Here is an 18,084-nt window from a genome sequence, read left to right as displayed (position 1 = left end):
CGACGGGATACTTCGCCCCGCTACGGATCGGTCCCGCGCGTCACCGCGCCTCCGCGGGGTCGTCGCCGCGCCAGGCGGGAGCCCCCGGGCGGACGACCGCGTCCCCGACGAGCACGGACAGCCGCTCCTCGAGGGCAGCGAGCTCCGCGGCGCCGATCCGGCGGGCCCACTCCTCGCGCCGCGCCTGCAGCACGGCCTCCCCCTGCCGGAGGACCGACGCCCCCAGCGGGGTCAGCTGCAGGCGCTTGCGCCGCGCGTCGCGGGGATCGGCGTCGCGCGTGACGTAGCCGCGGTCGAGCAGGACGGCGATCACCTTGGCCGCCGCCTGCTTGGAGACCGACAGGCGCCGGCCGAGCTCCGAGGCGTTGTCGGCCCCGGCAGCGATGGCGCGCATCGCGAACTCGTGGACCGGGCGGAAGTCGGCGAACCCCTGCGCGGCCAGCTCGTCGGTGGTGGCGTCGACGAGCGAGCGGTAGCCGCTCAGCAGGAGCAGCGCGAGGTCGGCGCCGGACCGGGACATGGGAGGAGGGTAGGAGCCCCTGGCGTTCGACAACCTGGTTGTCTACTGTGAAGGACAACCAGGTTGTCCAACTGAGGAGCTGTCATGAGCGGTCCCGCTCTACCCGTCGTCACCCATCACACCGCCCCGGTCAACGGAACGACGATCCACTGGGTCGCGGCGGGCTCGACCGGCTCACCGGTCCTGCTGGTCCACGGCTTCCCCGAGACGTGGTGGACCTTCCACCGGCTGGTCCCCTTGCTGGCCGCCCGGCACCGGGTGCTGGCGGTCGACCTCCGGGGGTTCGGCGACTCGGGGCTCGACTGCCCCGGCCACGGGAGCGCCGACTCGGCCGAGGACCTGCACCAGCTCATCGGGCAGCTCGGCCTCGGTCCGGTGCACCTGGCGGCACAGGACATCAGCGGGGCCGCGGTCGTCCGGCTGGCGGCGTGCCACCCGGAGGACGTCCGCAGCCTGACCGCGATCGAGATGGGGCTGCCCGGCTTCGGGCTGGAGGGGCTGGCCGACGTGACGCACGGCGGCTCCTGGCACATCGGCGCCCTCGCCGCACCGGGCGTCCCGGAGCTGCTGCTGGCCGGGCGGGAAGAGGAGTTCCTCGGCCGGATGTGGTTCCCGGCCATGACGGCCGTGCCCGGGGCGGTCACCCGGGCCGACGTCGGCGAGCTCACCCGCACGTACTCCCGCCCGAACGGCTGGCGTGGCGCAGCCGGGCTCTACCGCTCGATGCTGGCCGAGGGCGACGACGTCCGGGAACTCGTCACGGCGCGTCCGCTGACGATGCCCGTGCTGGCCGTCGGGGCCGGCGGCGGGGCGTTCACCGCCTCGACCATGCGGCAGGTGACCACCGGGGAGGTCGCGACCGTGCAGCTCGACGGGGTCGGTCACCACGTCGCCCTGGAGGCCCCCGACCGGCTGGCGACGGCCCTGCTCGACTTCTGGGGACGGATCGATGCCGCCTGAGCGGGACCGCCCGCGAGCCGCGCCGCCTCGTCCTCCCGGGGTTGGGGACCGGTCGCCGGGGGGTAGCCCGCCGCCATGACCGCACCAGCGGACGACGTCACCCTCACCTTCGGCGGCAACGCGACCACGCTGCTCCACCTGGGGCCGTTCACGCTGCTGACCGACCCGAGCTTCCTGCACCGGGGGCAGCGCGCCTACCTGGGCAAGGGGCTCTGGACGAAGCGGCTCACCGACCCCGCGCTGCAGCCGACCCAGCTGCCACCGCTGGACGCGATCCTGCTCAGCCACCTGCACGGCGACCACTGGGACGACATCGCCACGCGGTACCTGGACAAGGCGACGCCGCTGGTGACCACGCAGGAGGCGGCCCGGGCGCTGGAGCGCAAGGGCTTCGCCGCCACGTCGGACCTGAAGCCGTGGCAGCAGCACGTGCTGGCCTCCGGCGACGACGAGCTGCGCATCACCTCGGTGCCGGGCGTGCACGGCCCGGGCCCGCTGGCGAAGGTCCTGCCGCCCGTCATGGGCAGCGTGCTGGAGCTGGTGCGCGGCGACGCGGTCTCCTGGCGCGGCTACATCACCGGCGACACCCTCTACCGCCCGTTCCTGGGCGAGGTGCTGGAGCGGTGCGGACCGCTGGACGTGGTCATCCCGCACCTCGGCGGCACCAAGGCACTGGGCCTCACGGTGACGATGGACGACCGCCAGGGCGCGGACCTCGTGGAGCTGCTCAAGCCGCCGGTGACCGTGCCGATCCACTTCGACGACTACGACCGCTTCAAGTCCCCGCTCGGCGACTTCGTCGCGGAGGTGCGGCGCCGCCGCCTTCCGGGCGAGCTGCGCACGGTGCACCGCGGCGAGACGATCAGCCTGCGCGCGTAGCCGGGTCATCCCCCGGGCGGACGCGATCGCCGCCGAGGATCACCGCCCCGCCCGACGCGGGCGGATCCCCTGCTCGACCAGGCTCGTCGGCATGCCGTTCGACGGCGGCGGCAGCTGGCCCGACCTCGCCGGCGAGCAGGCCCGCCTGTGCCAGGCGTAGAGGTGGCCGTCGTGGTGGACGACCACCTCTACGCCTGGACCGACGACGCCACGCTCGCCGGCGCCTGACCGGTCAGCCGGCCAGCAGCTCGTCGAGCTTCTCGTAGCCCTCGTTCACGCCGACCTCCATGCCGCTGGCGACGAAACCGTCGCGCCCCTCGAACGAGTCGACCAGCGACGTCGAGGTGAGCCGCGTGCGCCCGTTCCCGAGGTCCTCGAGCACGATCTTCTCCAGGGCGACGTCGTCGGGCATTCCCTCGAAGGCGAACGTCTGGACGATGAGCTCGTTCTCCCGCACCTCGTGGAAGGCGCCGTTGAAGGCGTACTCCTCGCCGTCCTGCGACATCACGTACCGGTAGGAGCCGCCGGTGCGGCAGTCGTGCCGGTCGATCCGGATCTCCATGTCCCTCGGGCCGGTCCACCGGGCGAACAGCTCCGGGTCGACGTGCGCCCGGAAGACCTTCTCGGGCCGGGCGTCGAACTCGCGCACGATCCGGACGAGCGGGACGTCGGGGTCGAGGACGATCTGGGTCTCGCGGTGCTGCGTGCTGGTCATGCCACTTCTCCTCCTGGGTGGGTGGGAACTCTCAGCCGCGGGCCAGCAGCTCGTCGAGCTTGGCGTAGCCCTCGTGCACGCCGACGTCCATGCCGGAGAGCATGGCGTCGCGATCGGCGAACGAGTCGCAGAGCGAGGTGGAGGTCAGCCGGCTGCGCCCGCCGCCGATGTCCTCCAGGTGCAGCCTCTCCAGGAAGACCCCGTCGGGGACGCCCTCGTAGGTGAAGGTCTGCACGATCAGCTCGCCGGGCCGGACCTGGTGGAAGCTGCCGAAGAAGGCGAACTCCTGGCCGGAGCCGTACTCCTCGCCGTCGTTGACGGACACGTACCGGAAGTAGCCCCCGGTGCGGCACTCCCACCGGTCGATCCGGGTCCGCGTGCCGTTCGGCCCCAGCCACCGGGCGGCGAGGTCGGGATCGGCGTGCGCCCGGAACACCTTCTCCTTCGGTGCGTCGAACTCGCGGGTGGTCCGGATCAGCGGGACGTCGGGGTCCGCGGTGATCCGGGCCTCGCTGGGCACGGTGTTCGTCATGACGGATCTCCTCCAGGGGCGGGCGGGGCGTCCGGCATCGACCGCAGGACGTCGTCGAGACGGCGGTAGCGCTCCTCGGCCTGGCGGCGGTAGCGCTCGATCCACTTGGTCATGAGGTCGAAGACCTCCGCCTCGAGGTGCACCGGGCGGCGCTGCGCCTCCCGGCTCCGGCTCACCAGGCCGGCGTCCTCGAGCACCTTGAGGTGCTTGGACACGGCCTGGACGGTCACGTCGTAGGGCGCGGCGAGCTCGTTGACCGTGGCGTCGGCGACCGCGAGCCGCGCCACGATGTCCCGCCGGGTGGGGTCGGCCAGCGCCGAGAACACCCGGGAGAGCGGATCCGCCGCCATGCACGTCCTCCTCGTTCAACCTTGCGGTTGAACAACACCGTAGGACCGGACTCCAGCGGTTGTCAACCGCTTGGTTGAAGAAGCGTCAGCCGGTGGCGAGGCGCGCGGCCCGCTCGGCGACGTCGGCGCGCAGGACGTCCACGTCGACGCGGGTGGAGCGGCCGTCCCGGACGACGGGGGCCCCTCCCACCCACACGTCGCGCACGTGCCGTCCGTCGGCCGACCACACCAGGTGGGCCAGCAGGTCCTCGGGATCGCCGACCGGCTCGAAGACCAGGTCCCGGGTGTCGACGTGCACGAGGTCGGCGCGCCGGCCGGCTGCCAGCTGCCCCAGGTCGGGCCGGCCGATGGCGTCGGCCGAGGCCCCGGTCGCCAGCCAGAACGCCTCCGCGGCGGTGAGCGCCGTGGCCGAGCGCCCGGCCAGCCGGGCCATGGCGGCGGCGAGCCGGGTGTCGGCGAGCAGGTCGAGCGAGTCGTTGGACGCCGGCCCGTCGGTGCCCAGCCCCACCCGGATGCCGCGGTCGAGCATGTCCCGCAGCCGGGCGACGCCGCTGGCGAGCTTGGCGTTGCTGGCCGGGCAGTGCGCCACGGCGACGTCGTACTCCTGCCAGAGGTCGAGGTCGCCGTCGTCCATGTGCACGCAGTGCGCGCCGAGCACCCGGCCGCCGAGGACGTCGTAGGACGCCAGCAGCCCCGGGACCGACAGCCCGTGCGCGGCGAGCAGGTCGGCGCCCTCGGTGGCGGTCTCCGCCACGTGCAGGTGCAGCAGCAGGCCGTGCTCGCGGGCGGCCGCGGCGGCGTCGGCGAGCAGGGGCAGCGGCACGGTGTAGGCGGCGTGCGGGCCGAGGCCGTACTCGACGGTGCCGTCGTCGGGCGCCGTGGCGGCCAGCGCGACGGCGGCCCGCAGCTGCTCCTCCATGGGCGGCAGACCCGGCAGCGGCAGCAGCGGGGTGGCGATGACCGCCCGCGCCCCGGTGGCGCCGACGGCGGCGGCGATCCGCTCCGGGTGGAAGTACATCTCCACGCTGGTGGTGATGCCGTTGCCGAGCATCTCCGCCGAGGCCGCGGTCATCGCCACCTCGACGTCCTCGGGGGTGAGCCGGGCCTCCCGCGGCCACATGACCTCGCGCAGCCAGCGCTCCAGCGGCAGCCCCTCGCCCTGCCCGCGGAACAGCACCATCGGCGCGTGCGAGTGGGCGTTGACCAGGCCCGGCGTGAGGACGCCGGGGAGGGCGACCACCTCGGCGTCCCCGGCGTCCGGTGCCTCCGCGGCCGGGCCGACGTAGCCGATCCGGCCGTCGTCGACGTCCACGACGGCATCGGGGACGACGGTGCCGGCGCGGTCCCCGACCACGGCGGCGCGGGCGGTGAAGCGCTGGCGCATGCCTGCCGACGCTAGTGCCGCTCCCCCCGTGCGTCGCGGCAGCGCTCCGGCGGCGCCGATACCGTGGGCCCCATGGACCTCCTCGCCGCTGCCGCCTCCGACGAGGGTGGGATCACCGCTTTCCTGCTGGACCTGGTGCGCGACCTGGGCGCCGTCGGCGTCGGGCTCAGCATCCTGGCCGAGACCGTCATCCCGCCGATCCCCAGCGAGGCGGTGCTCGGGCTCGCCGGTGTGCTGATCAACAGCGGCGACCTGGCGGTCGTGCCCGTGGTGCTGTTCGCCACGCTCGGCTCGATCCTCGGGGCGGTCTTCTTCTACTACGTGGGCCGCGCGCTCGGGCCCCGCCGGTCGCACGCGTTCCTCGACCGGCTGCCGCTGGTGGAGACCGAGGACGTGGACAAGACCTTCGCCTGGTTCGAGCGGCACGGGCGCTCGGCGGTGTTCTTCGGCCGCATGGTGCCGATCGTGCGCAGCTTCATCTCGGTGCCCGCGGGCGTCGTGCGCATGCCCTTCTGGCAGTTCCTGGTGTTCACCGCGGCCGGAAGCCTGATCTGGAACAGCCTGCTCATCGGCCTTGGCGTGGCCGCGGGCGACTTCGTCGAGCGGAACCTGCACTACCTGGACTACGTGGTCGCGGCGGTCGTCATCGCCGCCGTCGGCTGGTTCGTCTGGAAGAAGGCCACCGGGCGGCTGCGCCGCCCGCCGACGGCCGGGGCGAACCTGCCGGCCGACGAGCGCGACGAGGCATGACCCGGGCCCGGCCCGACGTCGTCGCCTTCGACGTCAACGAGACCCTCCTCGACCTCGCGCCGGTGCGGGCCCGCCTGGTGGAGGCAGGTCAGCCGGCCGACCTGCTCCGCACGGTCTTCGCCCGGACGCTGCTCACCGGGTTCGCCGCGACGGTGACCGGCACCTGGTGCTCGTTCCGCGACGCCTTCGACGCGGCGCTGGCCCAGGAGAGCGACCTCTCCCCCGCCGCCCGGGCCGACGTCGTCGCCGCGTTCGGGGAGCTGGCACCGCACCCGGACGTCGAGCCCGCGCTGCGCCGGCTGGTCGAGGCGGGCGTGCGCGTGGTGACGCTGTCCCACGGCTCCCCCGGCGTGGCCGAGGCAGCGCTCGAGCGGGGCGGCATCACGCCGCTGGTGTCGGCGACGCTGTCCAGCGAGGCGATCCGCGCGTGGAAGCCGGCCCGCGAGGTCTACCTGTGGGCGGCCGGCTCCTGCGGGGTGGCGCCCGACCGCCTCGCGCTGGTGGCGGCGCACGGCTGGGACGTCCTCGGCGCGCAGCGGGCCGGGCTGACCGGGGCGTGGTTCCCGCGCGGCGAGCGCAGCTACCCGACCGTCTACGAGGCCCCGCACGTGCAGGCCGGCGACTTGGCGGGTGCGATCGACGCCCTGCTCGCCCTGCCGGCGTGAGCGACCTCGTCGACACCCCGCACGGCCCGGCGCGGGTGCTGTCCGCCGGCTCCGGCGCGGCCGGGACCCTGGTGCTCGGGCACGGCGCCGGCGGTGGGTCGGAATCGGCGGACCTGGCCGCGCTGGCCGGCGAGGCCGCGGACGCCGGCTGGCTGGTGCACCGGGTGGACCAGCCGTGGCGGGTCGCCGGGAAGAAGATCGCGCCCGCCCCACCGCGGCTGGACGAGGCGTGGGGCGCGGTCCTGGACCGGCTCCGGCTGACCGACCGGCTCCCCGGGCGACTGGTGCTGGCCGGCCGCAGCGCCGGGGCGCGGGTCGCCTGCCGGACGGCGGCGGCCGAGGGCGCGGCCGGGGTGCTCGCGCTCGCCTTCCCGCTGCACCCGCCGGGCAGGCCGGAGAAGAGCCGGGCCCCGGAGCTGACCGGCGTGCGGGTGCCGCTGGTCGTGGTCCAGGGGGAGACCGACGCCTTCGGCCGGCCGGAGGACGTCGCCGCCGCGCTGGCCGGCGTCGGGCACGCCTCGGTCTACGCCGTGCCGGGCGACCACTCGCTCAGGAAGAACCCCGGCCTGGTGGCCGCCGCGGCGATGTCCTGGCTCACCGAGGTGCTCCCGGCCTAGAACGGCGGCGGGTCGTCGTCCCCGGTGTCGGGTGCGCGGAGACCTGGCGGTCGCGTGACCCGGGTGACGCCGCTGGAGGTGGTCACGGTGAGCACGCCGTCGTGGTCCATGGCGAAGACCCAGCCGGGGGCGAAGGTCTTGAGCCGGTGATGGCGGCGGCACAGGCAGCAGAGGTTCTCGCACGCCGTCTCCCCGCCCTCGGCGTGCGCGACGACGTGGTCGAGGTCGGCCCAGCCGGCGCGGTTGCGGCACCCGGGATGCCGGCAGGTGCGGTCCCGGGCTTCGAGGAAACGGCGCTGGGCAGCGCTGGGCCGGTAGCGGTCGACCGGACCGGGTCGGGCCAGGACCGGGCAGGCGCAGTCACCGTCGGGGTGGTCGGGGCACCCACGGCGGACCAGCCGTTCCAGCTCGGCCCGGCTCACCGTGGCACGCAGCGCGCCGGTGCGCGGATCGACGAGGGCCAGGTGGAGGGTGCCGCCGACGGGGGCCTGCAGGCCGCCCGGGCAGAGCGCGTCGAGCTGCTCGAGCAGGTCGCGCAGCTGGGCGGTGGTGATCGGTTCACCGTTCACCTCGGCCGGTTCCCCGTCGCCGCAGCACTGGCCGCGCACCGTGCCCAGCGGTGCGATGACCTGCAGGTGCGCCGTGACCGGCGGGCGGCTGCTGTCCCACGGGCGCAGCACCAGGTCGGCGAGGACACCGGTCCGCAACTGGCCGATGGTTCCCGGCTCCCCTGCGGACTCGGCCAGCCGCGCGTAACCGTCGATGGTCTCCCGCAGGGCCGCGGCCATCGGCTGCGGCAGGAACGCCCGGAACTCCGCCATCCCGTCGCGCATCGGCCGGACGGTGACGTCAGCAGCCTTCTCCGCCTGCCGCCGACGCCGTTCGGCGGCCGCAGCATCGCGCTGGATCAGCTCCTTGCGGGCCAGCGCCCGCAGACCCGGGATGGACAGCCCGGATGCCCGCGGCAGGACCGCAGCCTCGACCGCGGCGAGCACGGCGGGCTCGACTTCCCTCGCGGGCTCGGACAGCTCGGCCGCGAGGGCACGGGCACGCGGCCAGTCGAGCTGCCCGTCGGCCAGCGCCGCCCACGTCGTCGGCAGCTCGTGGACGAGCACGGCGGACGCATCCGCCAGCCGGGTTGCCGACGACCGGGAGCAGTTCAGCACCAGCGCCAGCTCGTCGGCGAAGAACTCGCTGACCCCCTCGGCCGGCGCGTTGCCGGGGCCCGGTGCCCAGTCCGGGGACGCAGCACCCGCTGCGCCCTGGGGCAGGTCGCGCTCGGCCGGTCGGCGGGAGGCGAGCGCGGCGACGAGCTCGAGCTTGTAGGCGGCCAGCGCGGATTCGCCCCGCTCGACGCGCTGCAGCTCGGCCGCCAGCTCCGCATCGGACCGCGCGCGCACGGGGACGACCTCGCCGAGGCGGGTCGGCCGGGACACGACGCCGTCGGGGAGCTGCTCCACCGGCCTCGACGGCGCAGCGAGCTGAGCCACCGTCACGGCGACCCCGAACCCACCTCCGTCGAACACGTGAGCGAACCTACGGCGGGGGTCCGACAGTTCTCGCTGGTCAGGTGCCCGTCAGCCGAGACCGCCCGTCAGCCGAGACGGCGGGACTTCCTGCGCCGCCGCCGGACCAGCAGGACGACGAGCACGACCGCGGCGGTCACCCCGATCGCGGGGGCGAACCGGCTGACCGCTGCACCACCGGCCACCTCGAGCAGGTCGATCGGCTCGGGCTCGGCCGACTGGATCTGCCGCGGTCCGGCCGAGGGCACGCTCCGCACCGGCGCCCCGGTGGCCGGCCGCGCCGGCGGGGCCGACGGGCCGCTCGGCGGACCGCTGGGCCGCGGCACCGACGCCGTCACGGGGGCCGGCGGGGCGGCCGGCTCCGCGGCACCGTTCCCCGCAGCGGCGGCCGCCGCCTTCTTCGCGGGCGCGGTCTTCTTCGCCGCGGGCGCCTGCTTCTTGGCCGGGGCTGCCTTCTTCGCCGGCTTCTCCGCGGCCGGCTCCGACACGGCCTCGGTCGCGCTCGCGGCGGCCTTCTTGGTCGCGGCGGCCGCCTTCTTCGCCGCGGAGCCCTCGGCGGCGGCCCCCTCGGCGGACGCGGCGATCTCCTCGACCGCCCCGGTCGCGGTGGCCGCGGCCTTCGCCACGGGACCCGGCTCGGCCGCGGCCGCGGCGCGCTCCGCGTCGCCCTGGGCTTCGCCCTGGCCGAGCTGGGCGGCGAGCTTGTCGGCGAACTGGCCGAGCAGCTTGTTGCCGACGTCGGTCATGACGCCGCGGCCGAACTGGGCCGGGCGGCCGGTGATGTTCAGGTCGGTGAGCACGTCGACCCGCGTGATCGCACCCTCGGCGGCCAGCGTCGCGGTCACGATCGCCGCCGCCGTGCCGTTGCCGCGCTGGTCCTTGCCGCGGGCGTCGATGACGGCGCGGTGCGCGGCCTCGTCCTTCTCGACGAAGGACGCCTTGCCCTGGTAGGTCAGGTTGATCGGGCCGAGCTTCACCTTCACCCGGCCGGTGAAGTCGTCGCCGTCGACGGAGTCCAGCGCGGCTCCGGGCATGCACGGCGCGATCCGCTCGATGTCCAGGAGCACCCGCCACGCCTCGTCGACGGGAACGGGCACGGTGAACGAGTTCTCCAGCTGCACGTCTGGACCCTTCTGACCACTGCGCCCCGGTCCGGCCCACCACCACGTGGGCCGGACCGAGACGGACGAGTACGGACCGGCGGAAAGGCCAAGCTACAGCCCTGCGGCGGCGATCACCGCCCGGCGCGTCAGCACCTGCGCCAGGTGGTGCCGGTAGTCCGCCTGCGCATTCAGGTCGCTGCTGGGGCTGGTGTTCTCCGCCGCGTGCGCCGCCGCCTCCGCGACGGCCTCCCGCGTGGCCGGCACCCCGGCCAGCGCCGCCTCCGCCGCGGAGGCCCGCAGCGGGGTGGGGCCCATGTTGGTGAGCCCGATCCGCGCCTCGGCGATCCGGTCCCCCTCGCGGCGCACCAGCGCCGCGACCGCGACGATCGACCACGCCTGCGCGACCCGGTTGAACTTCTCGTAGTGCATGCCCCAGGTGCCGGCCAGCTTCGGCAGCCGGATCTCGACGAGCAGCTCACCCTCCTCCAGCGCCGTCGTCAGGTAGTCGACGAAGAACTCCACGGCCGGCACCGTGCGCCGGCCGGAGAGCCCGGCGATCACGAACTCCGCCTCCAGGGCCAGCGCGACCGCCGGCAGGTCGCCGGCCGGGTCCGCGTGCGCCAGCGCCCCGCCGAACGTGCCGCGGTGGCGCACCTGCCGGTCGGCGACGGTCTCGGTCGCCTGCGCCACGATCGGCGCCCACTGCTGCACGAGCGGGTCGGCGATGACGTCGGAGTGGGTGGTCATCGCGCCGACCACGATGGCGTCGTCCTCCTCGCGGACGCCGCGAAGCCCGGCGACCCGGCCGAGGTCGACCACGGTCTCCGGCGCGGCCAGCCGCAGCCGCATGACCGGGATGAGCGACTGCCCTCCGGCGAGGATCTTCACGTCCTCGCCGCCGTCGGCGATGGCCTGCAGCGCCTCGTCGACCGAGGTGGGCCGGGCGTAGGCGAACGGTGCGGGAATCACAGGTCCCCTCCCTGCGCGATCGAAGCGGCCTGGGCCGAGTCCACGGCCTGGGCGTTGGTGCGGTCCGGTGCCCGGTCCCCGCCGTCCCCACCGAGGTGGACGGCGCGCCACACCCGTTCCGGCGTCAGCGGCATGCGGATGTCGCTGACGCCCAGGTGCCGGACGGCGTCGAGGGCGGCGTTGACGACGGCGGGCGTCGAGGCGATGCACCCCGCCTCGCCGACGCCCTTGGCGCCGATCGGGTTGCCGGGTGCCGCGTGCACCGTGTTGCCGGTGTCGAAGTGCGGCAGGTCGGCGGCCGAGGGCACCAGGTAGTCGACGAACGTGCCGGTGGTGAGGTTGCCGTCGTCGTCGTAGACGGCCTCCTCGTACAGCGCCTGGGCGATGCCCTGCGCCAGTCCGCCGTGCACCTGCCCCTCGACGATCAGCGGGTTCACGATCGTGCCGACGTCGTCCACGCAGGCGTACTTGCGGATCTTCACGAACCCGGTCTCGGTGTCGACCTCCATCGCGCAGATGTGCGTGCCGTGCGGGAAGGAGAAGTTGACCGGGTCGAACGTGGCGTCGGCGTCGATCGAGGGCTCCACGCCCTCGGGGAAGTTGTGCGCCGCGAAGGTGGCCAGCGCGATCTCCTGGATGCTGACCCCGGTACCGGGTGTGCCGCGCACGGAGAACGAGCCGCCGGTGAAGTCGAGGTCGTCCTCGCTGGCCTCCAGCAGGTGCGCGGCGACCTTGCGGGCCTTGGCGATCACCTTCTGCGCGGCGTTGACCACCGCGGCCCCGCCCACCACCAGCGAGCGGGAGCCGTAGGTGTCCAGGCCGCGCGGGGAGACCGACGTGTCGCCGTGCAGCACCTCGACGTCCTCGAACGGCACGCCGAGCTCGTCGGCGACCAGCTGGCTCCACGCCGTCTCGTGGCCCTGCCCGTGCGGCGTCGAGCCGGTGACGACCTCGACCTTGCCGGTGGGCAGCATCCGGATCGAGGCGTGCTCCCACCCGCCGGCGCCGTAGGACAGCGAGCCGAGCACCCGCGACGGCGCCAGCCCGCACATCTCGGTGAAGGTGGAGAACCCGATGCCCAGCTGGACCGGGTCCCCGGACTCCCGGCGGCGGCGCTGCTCCTCGCGGAGCTCGTCGTAGCCGAGCAGCTGCAGCGCCTGCTGGGTGGCGGTGTCGTAGTCGCCGCTGTCGTACTCGAGGCCGGCGGCCGTGGTGAACGGGAACTCCTCGGCCTTGATCCAGTTCTTCCGCCGCAGCTCCAGCGGGTCCATGCCGAGCTCGACGGCGAGCTCGTCCATGATCCGCTCGATCGCGAAGGTGGCCTCCGGCCGGCCGGCGCCGCGGTAGGCGTCGGTGGGCGTCTTGTTGGTGAAGACGCCCTGGCAGTCGAAGCGGTAGGCCGGGAACTTGTAGATGCCGACGTACATGAACGCGCCCAGCACCGGCACGCCCGGGCTGACCAGGCGCAGGTAGGCGCCCATGTCCGACAGGATCCGGCAGCGCAGCCCCTTGACGTTGCCCTCGCGGTCGGCGGCGATGTCGATGTACTGGATCTGGTCGCGGCCGTGGTGGGCGCTCATCAGCGACTCGCTGCGGGTCTCCACCCACTTCACCGGCTTGCCCAGCCGGCGGGCGACCAGCAGCGAGAGCACCTCCTCCGGCGTGACCTGCAGCTTCCCGCCGAACCCGCCGCCCACGTCGGGCGCGACCACGCGCAGCTTGTGCTCCGGGATGCCGGTGATCATCGCCAGCATCAGCCGCAGGATGTGCGGCACCTGGGTCGAGGACCACATCGTGTAGTTGTCGCCCTGCGGCTGGACGACGACGGCGCGCGGCTCCATGAACGCCGGGATCAGCCGCTGCTGCACGAACCGGCGGCTGACCACGACGTCGGCCTCGGCGAACGCCTGCTCGGTGTCCTGCCCGGTGCCCGCCTCGCCGGCGTCGAAGACGAACCGGAACGACTGGTTGGACTGCAGGTGGTCGTGGCAGAGGTCGGGCTGCTCGGCCAGCGCCTGCTCCATGTCGAGCACCACGGGCAGCGGCTCGTAGTCGACGTCGACCAGCTCCAGCGCGTCGACGGCGGCGGTCCGGCTGCGGCCGACGACGATCGCGACGGCCTCGCCCACGTGGTTGACCTCGTCGACGGCGACCGACGGGTGCCCGGGGTTGACCATGTCCGGCGTCACCGGCCAGGCGCAGGGGATCGAACCCTGCTCGTCGGCGAGGTCGCGGCCGGTGAGGACGGCGACGACGCCGGGCGCCTCGCGCGCCGCCGAGACGTCGACGTTCGTGATCTTGGCGTGCGCGACGGGGCTGCGGACGACGGCGAGGTGCAGCATCCCGGGCAGCACCATGTTGTCGGTCCACGTGGTGCGGCCGGTGATGAGCCGCGCGTCCTCCTTGCGGCGGCGCGCCTTGCCGACCTCGCGCTCCGGGGCGGTGGTGGCCGGCGCGTCCTCGACGGCGGTCATGCCTGGGCCCCCGTGCCCATCTCGGCCGTACCCATCTCCGCGGCGGCGGCCTGCACCGCGCGGACGATGTTCTGGTAGCCGGTGCAGCGGCAGAGGTTGCCCTCGATGCCCTCGCGCACCTCGTCCTCGCTGGGGTCCGCGTTGTCGGCCAGCAGGTCGATGGAGGCCATGATCATCCCCGGGGTGCAGAACCCGCACTGCAGGCCGTGCATCTCGTGGAAGGCCTTCTGCACCGGGTGCAGGGCGCCGTCGCGGCCGACGCCCTCGATGGTGGTCACCTCGGCACCGTCGGCCTGGACGGCCAGCACGGTGCAGCTCTTCACCGCCTCGCCGTCGAGGTGGACGGTGCACGCCCCGCAGTTGCTGGTGTCGCACCCGACGACGGTGCCGACCTTGCCCAGCTGCTCCCGCAGGTAGTGGACCAGGAGGGTCCGCGGTTCGACCTCGTCGACGTAGTCCACCCCGTCGACCCGCACGCTGATCTGGCTCACACGTCCTCCGCTCCGTTGCAGGGGTCCCACCGGCCCCGGGGGCCTCGAGCGGAGTCTGGCAACAGAGACGTGACTGAGGCCACACTTACCTGCGCGGTGCCTTCGCGACCTGCGATTTCGGGCGCCCACGACGTTGCGACGGAGTTGCAGACCGAGCGGCTGCGCGCCCAGCGTGGTCGTCCCGCCGTCGGGACCACGCTCAGCGCGCAACGGTCAGGCGGTGGCCAGCTGCTCCCGCGCGAGGCGCGCACCCGCCGCCGCACGCAGCTCGCGGCGGCGCAGCAGCCCGGACGCGGTGAGCGCGACGAGGCCGAGCACCGCCAGGCCGGCGCCGACCAGCCCGGGCGCCGTGTAGCCGAGGCCGGCCGCGATGACCACGCCGCCGAGCCACGCGCCGAGGGCGTTGGCGGCGTTGAGCGCCGAGTGGTTGAGCGCGGCGCCGAGCATCTGCGCCTCGCCGGCGACCTCCATGAGCCGCATCTGCAGGCAGACCACCAGGGTGGAGGCGCTGGCCGCGAAGAGGAACACCAGTGCGACGATCGTGACTGGGGTGCGGGCGGCCAGCTGGACCAGCGCCAGCAGGACGCCGGTGACCACGTTGGCGCCCACCAGCGAGCGGAACAGCGCGACGTCGGCCAGCCGGCCGCCGAGCGCCGTCCCCAGGACGCCGCCGAGGCCGAACGCGAGCAGCACCAGGGGCACGGAGCCGCGGGACATGCCGGTGACGTCGGTGACCAGCGGCGCGATGTAGCTGTAGACGGCGAACATGCCGCCGAACCCGACGACGCCCACGACCAGCGTCAGCAGCACCTGCGGGCGGCGCAGCGCCCCCAGCTCGGTGCGCACCGTCGCCTCCCGGTTCCCCGGGCTGGACGGGACGACGGCGGCCACCGCGAGGCTCGTCAGCGCGCCGACCACCACCACGGCCCAGTAGGCGCTGCGCCAGCCCAGCTGCTGCCCGAGCCACGTCGCGGCGGGGACGCCGGCCACGTTGGACACCGCCAGCCCGAGCATCACCGAGCTCACCGCCCGCCCGCGCAGGTGCGGCGCCACGAGCGAGGCGGCCACCAGCGAGGCGACGCCGAAGTAGGCGCCGTGCGGCAGCCCGGCGAGGAAGCGGGCGGCCAGCAGCGGGCCGTAGCCGGAGGCCAGCGCGGTGAGGGAGTTGCCCACGACGAAGGCGACCATCAGCCAGATCAGCACGGCCCGGCGCGGCAGCCGGGTGCTCAGCGCGGCGATGACCGGCGCCCCGACGACCACGCCCACCGCGTAGGCGGAGATCACGTGCCCCGCGGTCGGGATGGAGATGTCCACGCCCTCGGCGACGTCCGGCAGCAGCCCCATGGTCACGAACTCGGTCGTGCCGATCGCGAAGCCGCCCAGGGCGAGCGCGACGATCGCGGCGACGAGACGGGCGGGGGACGGCGCGGGCGCGTCAGCGGGGGCGGAGCTCACTCCCCGTGCGAAGCGCCGGGTGCCGCCCGTTGTTCCCGCGCAGCCGCAGCAGATTCGCCGCGGCGGTCGCCCGCCCCGGCGTGCCCGCGGGCAGTAGCTCGACGCAGGCCTGCCAGACGCCGGCGTCGTCGCGGGCCTCGGGCAGCCGCGCGTACCGCAGCAGCAGCTCGGGACGGCGGCTGCGCAGGACCGCCCCGCGCAGCAGCGCGCCGAGCCGATCGCGGACGGCGACCACCCCGGGCGCGGTCGACGTCGGCAGCACCGGGCCGGCGTAGCGCTCCAGCGCCGGGCCGACCGCTCCCTGCGCCAGCAGGCGGCGCACCGCGTCGGCGTCGGACTCCACCCGGCGCAGCAGCCGGTAGGGCCGCGAGCCCACCAGGTCGGCGCCGACGAGCCGGCGCAGCCGGGACAGCTCGGCGCGCACCGTCACCGCCGCCGTGTCGCCGGGGTGCACCTCGGCGGCGAGCCGGGCCGAGCTGCGGCCCTCCCCGGCGGCGTCGGCGAGCAGCAGGAGCAGCTCGGAGTGCCGCGGTGAGAGCTCGACCGGGCCGGAGGGCAGCACCAGGCGGGCCCGCTCCCGGCCGAGCACCTGCAGCCGGGGCGCGGCAGCCGGGCGCGGCACGGGCCGGGAGGGCGCCTGCTCCCGCCGCAGCCAGCGCAGCTCGGCCTCCACCGCGGCCACGGTCGCCCGCACCAGGGTGAGCACGTGCGGCCCGGCCACCGCGTCGCCGCCGGTCACGTCGATGGCGCCGAGCAGCGCGCCGGTGTGCGGGTCGTGCACCGGGGCGGCCGAGCAGCTCCAGGGCTGGACCGGGCGGCGGTAGTGCTCGCTGCCGTAGATCTGGACGGCGTGGTCGAGGGCCAGCGCGGTGCCCGGCGCGTTGGTGCCGGCGACGTCCTCGGCCCATCGGGCGCCCTCGACGAAGTTCATCCCCTCCGCGCGCGAGCGCAGCCGGGCGTCGCCCTCCACCCACAGCATCCGGCCGGCTGCGTCGGTGACGGCGACGATCACCTGGTCGGCCTCGGCGTCCTGGACCAGGAGCCGGCGGACGACCGGCATGACCGGGGCCAGCGGGTGCGCCTCCCGGTAGGCGATCAGGTCGGCGTCGAGCAGCTCGACCGGGGGCGCCCCGCCGTCGGGGTCCACGCCGTGCCCGAGGCTGCGCCGCCACGAGTCCCGCACGACCGTGCGCAGCACGTCGTCGGACGGTTCGCCCGCGCCGGTGAGGAGCTGCTCGTGGGCGGCACGGAGCCGCCGGGTCAGGGCTGGACCCGGCTGGCGCCCGGCGAGGGCCAGCCAGGGGGAGGCCGCGGTCAGCGGGCACCCGCGCAGGAGCTCATGTCCCCGACATCGTGACCCCCACCACCGGTTTTGACCAGGGGGGAGGGCTCAGTGCGCGACGGCGGGCAGCGCGTCGTCGTCCGGCACGGGCAGCTCCCACGGCCGGACGACGACCGCGAGGACCACGAGCGCCAGCACCAGGGCGGTGACGACGACGGTGCCGATGGCGACCGCGTCGTTCTCGAGCAGCCCGACGACGGGCGACACGACCGCACCCACGCCGAACTGGATCGCCCCGAGCAGCGCGGCCGCGGTGCCGGCGGTGTCGCCGTGCCGGGAGAGCGCGAGCGCCGGCGCGTTGGGCAGGGCGAGGCCGCAGGCGGCGAGCACGCCCCACAGCGATCCGGCGACGGCGGGCAGCCCGCCGGTCCCGGTCCCGGCCAGCACCACGAGCGCGGCACCGGCCGCCGCCCCGGCGACGGTGCCCGCGACGAGCAGCTGCTGGGGCGACCAGACGCGCAGCAGCACCGGGTTGAGCTGGGTGGCGGCGATCAGCCAGAAGGCGCCGGCGCCGAAGAGCAGGCCGAACTGCTGCTCGTCGAGGCCGAACTGGCCCTGGTAGACGAAGGCGGAGCCGGACACGTAGCTGAACAGCCCGGCCATCGTGAGCCCGGCGACCAGCACCAGGCCGACGTAGGCGCGGTCGCGGAACAGCGCGCGGTAGCCGCGCAGCGTGCCCCGCACCCCGCTGCTCTGCCGCCGCTCGGCGGGCAGCGTCTCGGGGAGGGCGCGGGCCCCGACCAGGATCATCAGCACCCCGTAGACGGCGAGGAAGGCGAAGATCCCGCGCCAGGACGTGAAGCGCAGCAGCTCCCCGCCGATCGTGGGCGCCAGCACCGGCGCCGCCCCGAGGACGAGGAACAGCCGCGACAGCATGGTCGCCGCGGCCCGGCCGTCGTAGAGGTCGCGCACGATCGCGATGGCGATGACCGCGCCGGCCGCCGTCCCGACGCCCTGGAGCACGCGCAGCGCGCCGAGCACCGCGAGGTTCGGCGCCACGAGGACCAGCAGCGACGCGAGCACGTGCAGCGCGGTGCCGGCGAGCAGCGGGCGCTTGCGCCCCAGGGCGTCGGACACGGGGCCGAGGACCAGCTGGCCCAGCGCGAGGCCGATCAGCGTGCCGGTCAGCGTCAGCTGCACCGCGGCCGACGTCGTCTCGAGCTCGCGCTCGATGGTCGGCAGCGCCGGCAGGTACATGTCGATGGTGAGCGGCCCGATGGCGACGAAGCCGCCGAGGAGCAGCGCCAGCCGGGCGATCCCCGGCGCCCGCGCGGCCGTCACTGGGGCGTCGACGCGGGGCTGGTCCTCGGTGCAGGTCACGAGGGACGGCAAGTCCTGCGCCGCGCGGCGCA

18 protein-coding genes are annotated in these 18,084 nt (G+C 74.9%); 5 read left to right on the top strand and 13 right to left on the bottom strand.

The genetic code is table 11. From position 1 onward, the window contains the following. Positions 1-40: 40 nt before the first annotated feature. Positions 41-520 carry a MarR family winged helix-turn-helix transcriptional regulator gene (locus tag DQ241_RS01755; RefSeq protein ID WP_113828431.1) on the bottom strand — a complete coding sequence of 160 codons (480 nt, stop codon included), beginning with the start codon at positions 518-520 and terminating at the stop codon, positions 41-43. Between the two features lie 84 nt (positions 521-604). Here DQ241_RS01755 and DQ241_RS01750 point away from each other — a divergent pair, with 84 nt between their 5' ends. Next, positions 605-1,480 carry an alpha/beta fold hydrolase gene (locus tag DQ241_RS01750; protein WP_113828430.1) on the top strand — a complete coding sequence of 292 codons (876 nt, stop codon included), beginning with the start codon at positions 605-607 and terminating at the stop codon, positions 1,478-1,480. A 75-nt stretch (positions 1,481-1,555) separates the two neighbouring features. Next, a complete protein-coding gene (locus DQ241_RS01745; protein WP_113828429.1) occupies positions 1,556-2,359 on the top strand; it encodes an MBL fold metallo-hydrolase in 804 nt (267 codons plus the stop codon). A gap of 232 nt (positions 2,360-2,591) precedes the next feature. Here DQ241_RS01745 and DQ241_RS01740 read toward each other — a convergent pair whose 3' ends face one another. The 4 genes from DQ241_RS01740 to DQ241_RS01725 all read right to left on the bottom strand — a co-directional run bounded on the left by DQ241_RS01740 (position 2,592) and on the right by DQ241_RS01725 (position 5,340). Beyond that, positions 2,592-3,074 carry an SRPBCC family protein gene (locus DQ241_RS01740; RefSeq protein WP_113828428.1) on the bottom strand — a complete coding sequence of 161 codons (483 nt, stop codon included), beginning with the start codon at positions 3,072-3,074 and terminating at the stop codon, positions 2,592-2,594. Between the two features lie 31 nt (positions 3,075-3,105). Continuing rightward, a complete protein-coding gene (locus DQ241_RS01735; protein ID WP_113828427.1) occupies positions 3,106-3,606 on the bottom strand; it encodes an SRPBCC family protein in 501 nt (166 codons plus the stop codon). Beyond that, positions 3,603-3,956: a helix-turn-helix transcriptional regulator gene (locus DQ241_RS01730; protein ID WP_113828426.1), complete on the bottom strand. Its 354-nt coding sequence runs from the start codon at positions 3,954-3,956 to the stop codon at positions 3,603-3,605. Before DQ241_RS01730 ends, DQ241_RS01735 begins: the two co-directional genes overlap by 4 nt. Positions 3,957-4,041: 85 nt before the next feature. After that, entirely contained in the window at positions 4,042-5,340 is a 1,299-nt protein-coding gene (locus tag DQ241_RS01725) for an amidohydrolase family protein (protein ID WP_113828425.1), read from the bottom strand. 72 nt (positions 5,341-5,412) lie between these two features. Here DQ241_RS01725 and DQ241_RS01720 point away from each other — a divergent pair, with 72 nt between their 5' ends. The 3 genes from DQ241_RS01720 to DQ241_RS01710 are packed head-to-tail and all read left to right on the top strand — an operon-like array spanning position 5,413 to position 7,372. Then, entirely contained in the window at positions 5,413-6,090 is a 678-nt protein-coding gene (locus tag DQ241_RS01720; protein ID WP_113828424.1) for a DedA family protein, read from the top strand. Then, positions 6,087-6,755 (top strand): HAD-IA family hydrolase, encoded by a 669-nt coding sequence (locus DQ241_RS01715; RefSeq protein ID WP_113828423.1) that lies wholly within the window; start codon positions 6,087-6,089, stop codon positions 6,753-6,755. Before DQ241_RS01720 ends, DQ241_RS01715 begins: the two co-directional genes overlap by 4 nt. Beyond that, the gene (locus DQ241_RS01710; RefSeq protein WP_113828422.1) at positions 6,752-7,372 is read left to right on the top strand and encodes an alpha/beta family hydrolase; all 621 of its coding nucleotides are present in this window, start codon (positions 6,752-6,754) and stop codon (positions 7,370-7,372) included. Before DQ241_RS01715 ends, DQ241_RS01710 begins: the two co-directional genes overlap by 4 nt. Here the strand turns inward: DQ241_RS01710 and DQ241_RS01705 are convergent. The 8 genes from DQ241_RS01705 to DQ241_RS01670 all read right to left on the bottom strand — a co-directional run bounded on the left by DQ241_RS01705 (position 7,369) and on the right by DQ241_RS01670 (position 18,052). Continuing rightward, positions 7,369-8,898, bottom strand: a complete 1,530-nt coding sequence (locus DQ241_RS01705; protein WP_158545852.1) for an HNH endonuclease signature motif containing protein — start codon at positions 8,896-8,898, stop codon at positions 7,369-7,371. The two genes, DQ241_RS01710 and DQ241_RS01705, sit on opposite strands and share 4 nt — an antisense overlap. A 68-nt stretch (positions 8,899-8,966) precedes the next feature. Further along, on the bottom strand, positions 8,967-10,019 hold the full coding sequence (locus DQ241_RS01700; protein WP_113828420.1) for an SRPBCC family protein: 1,053 nt from the start codon (positions 10,017-10,019) through the stop codon (positions 8,967-8,969). 93 nt (positions 10,020-10,112) lie between these two features. Further along, positions 10,113-10,970 (bottom strand): xanthine dehydrogenase family protein subunit M, encoded by an 858-nt coding sequence (locus DQ241_RS01695; RefSeq protein WP_113828419.1) that lies wholly within the window; start codon positions 10,968-10,970, stop codon positions 10,113-10,115. Beyond that, complete coding sequence (locus DQ241_RS01690; RefSeq protein WP_113828418.1) at positions 10,967-13,444, bottom strand: xanthine dehydrogenase family protein molybdopterin-binding subunit; 2,478 nt, start codon at positions 13,442-13,444, stop codon at positions 10,967-10,969. The genes DQ241_RS01695 and DQ241_RS01690 overlap by 4 nt, the downstream gene beginning before the upstream one ends. Next, complete coding sequence (locus DQ241_RS01685) at positions 13,441-13,935, bottom strand: (2Fe-2S)-binding protein (protein WP_113828417.1); 495 nt, start codon at positions 13,933-13,935, stop codon at positions 13,441-13,443. The genes DQ241_RS01690 and DQ241_RS01685 overlap by 4 nt, the downstream gene beginning before the upstream one ends. Before the next feature lie 213 nt (positions 13,936-14,148). Then, on the bottom strand, positions 14,149-15,390 hold the full coding sequence (locus DQ241_RS01680) for an MFS transporter (protein WP_113828416.1): 1,242 nt from the start codon (positions 15,388-15,390) through the stop codon (positions 14,149-14,151). After that, a complete protein-coding gene (locus DQ241_RS01675) occupies positions 15,371-16,588 on the bottom strand; it encodes a phytochrome sensor protein (protein ID WP_233492150.1) in 1,218 nt (405 codons plus the stop codon). The genes DQ241_RS01680 and DQ241_RS01675 overlap by 20 nt, the downstream gene beginning before the upstream one ends. Before the next feature lie 192 nt (positions 16,589-16,780). Next, positions 16,781-18,052 (bottom strand): multidrug effflux MFS transporter, encoded by a 1,272-nt coding sequence (locus tag DQ241_RS01670; RefSeq protein ID WP_233492149.1) that lies wholly within the window; start codon positions 18,050-18,052, stop codon positions 16,781-16,783. Positions 18,053-18,084 lie beyond the last annotated feature (32 nt).

The organism is Blastococcus sp. TF02A-30, assembly GCF_003319185.1.
In the GTDB taxonomy this organism is placed as follows: domain Bacteria; phylum Actinomycetota; class Actinomycetes; order Mycobacteriales; family Geodermatophilaceae; genus Blastococcus.
This window is presented reverse-complemented; position numbering and strand designations above follow the sequence as displayed.